Origin of the sequence: Streptomyces sp. NPDC058664 (assembly GCF_042716635.1) — a bacterium.
Taxonomy (GTDB): domain Bacteria; phylum Actinomycetota; class Actinomycetes; order Streptomycetales; family Streptomycetaceae; genus Streptomyces.
On sequence record NZ_JBHXRW010000199.1, the window covers coordinates 1 to 1,672 of the forward strand.

The window sequence follows — 1,672 nt, forward strand, 5'->3', positions numbered from 1 at the left end:
CGCGGGGTGCGCGTCCAGGTGCCGTGCTTTTGGAGCTCCGAGAAGCCGCCGGAGTCCACCGCGTAGGGGCCGAGGGCGGGGTGGAGGGTCTTGGTCTGGGTGAAGTGCTGGGCCTTGAGGAACAGCGGGATCCGCACCGCGCGGACCCAGTGCTGTTTGTGGGTGGTCAGGTAGAAACGCACGCGAGATCTCCCTAACGGTTGGCTGTTACGCGGCGAACAGATCGGCCTGCCCCGGTTCGACCGGGACATCGACGACATTGACGGACTGCCCGGCGCCGGTCGTGACCGGAGCGAGGACGGTCATGCGCTGGTCGGTGACGGGGCCGTCGTTGTGGAACCGCCAGGTGCCCACGTCGTGCTGCGGCCGGTCCGGGCCGGGCCGGGTGTAGCGGCGGGGCTCACCGGGGTGGGTGGCGTTCCATTCCTCTGCGCACACCTTGTGGGCGGGTTCTCCGGCGTGGGACCGCATTGGGGTGGGCTTGCCGCACATGTGGCAGGCCCGATTCCGGGTGCGGTCGAAGTGCCGGGCGTCGCCCCAGTCCAGGAGCGGGTCCATGCCTGTTAGGAGGTCGACTGGGTGGTCTGGCGGGCGTACTGCTGGCGGACGTAGTGGCGCGGGTCGCAGATCACAGCCGCGTTGTCGATGTCCATGAGCCGCCGGGCGGCCCGGCCGGCGTCCGTGGTGGCGTCGCTGATGGGCGGGGCCTTGTCGTCGCCGAGGGCGATGCGGTCGAGTAGGGCGGCTTTGCGGAGCCAGAACTCCCGGCTCGTCTCGGTACCGAAGGGCCGGTCGGCGGCGGTGCGGGCGACCCAGCCGATTTCGCTGATGATGCTCGGGGCGGTGGCGTAGGCCTGCTCCGGCGTCGGCCACTCCTGCGTGAGGGCGGGGCGGTGGTCGGCGGACAGGTAGACGCGGGTGCGGTCGCCGTCGCGGGTGGCCGTGCGGTGGGCGGACCAGGTGGTGAAGACGCTGCCGAGGGTGTCGATGACGCGGTCGGTGTCGTCGGGGTCGCAGATGACGCGGATCTCGAACACGGGTCGGCTCCTCAGAGGTTGGAGGCGGCGTCGATGAGGCTCTGGGCGAGGCGGTTGATGGGGCCGGCAGCGCCGGTGGAGGCGAGGAAGAACCCGAACCCGGCGGCGATGAGCGCGCTGCCGTAGCCGAGGTTTCCGGCGCGCAGGAGGAAGTACAGGACGAGCCCGAAGAGGGCGACGAGCGAGACCGTGATGGCCATGCGGGGGGCCTCCCTGGTGGTGGGTGGTGGGGTGGGTCAGGAGGTGGCGCAGTCGGGGCAGGTGCCGAGCGAGGTGGGGATGCAGTAGCCCCGGTCGAGTCGGCAGGCGGGACAGGTGTGGCGGGCGCGCATCATCGCCTCGTGCGAGCGCCAGCGGCCCGGCGTCATCGGCCTGATGGGCAGGGCGCGCTGGGTGTCGTAGAGGTAGGCGTAGCGCCAGCCGTGGCGCCAGTAGCGGATCTGGGCGACCGGGTCGTGGCCGCCGGGGCGGAGTCCGGCGGCGGGTCATCAGCCCGGCCGGTGCGAGGTTCTTGCGGTAGGTCGTCACCGGCCCTCCCGCCGGGCGTGGGCGGCGGCGGTGCGGACGAGGGTGAGAACTTCGGCGCGGGTGCGGCCCTGCGCGTCGTTCCAGCGGTGGTAGGGCTCGCTGACCCC

Annotated in this window: 4 protein-coding genes and 1 pseudogene; all 5 read right to left on the bottom strand. The window is 71.9% G+C overall.

The genetic code is table 11. The features are described from left to right. Positions 1 to 182: pseudogene (locus ACFWUY_RS41505) on the bottom strand (hypothetical protein); the annotation flags it as partial. 25 nt (positions 183 to 207) lie between these two features. Next, positions 208 to 558, bottom strand: a complete 351-nt coding sequence (locus ACFWUY_RS41510) for a hypothetical protein (protein WP_384122192.1) — start codon at positions 556 to 558, stop codon at positions 208 to 210. 5 nt (positions 559 to 563) lie between these two features. Then, positions 564 to 1,037 (bottom strand): hypothetical protein, encoded by a 474-nt coding sequence (locus ACFWUY_RS41515; protein WP_384122195.1) that lies wholly within the window; start codon positions 1,035 to 1,037, stop codon positions 564 to 566. An 11-nt stretch (positions 1,038 to 1,048) separates the two neighbouring features. Then, positions 1,049 to 1,237, bottom strand: a complete 189-nt coding sequence (locus ACFWUY_RS41520; protein WP_365777471.1) for a hypothetical protein — start codon at positions 1,235 to 1,237, stop codon at positions 1,049 to 1,051. A 36-nt stretch (positions 1,238 to 1,273) separates the two neighbouring features. After that, positions 1,274 to 1,477: an RRQRL motif-containing zinc-binding protein gene (locus ACFWUY_RS41525; RefSeq protein ID WP_384122198.1), complete on the bottom strand. Its 204-nt coding sequence runs from the start codon at positions 1,475 to 1,477 to the stop codon at positions 1,274 to 1,276. Positions 1,478 to 1,672 lie beyond the last annotated feature (195 nt).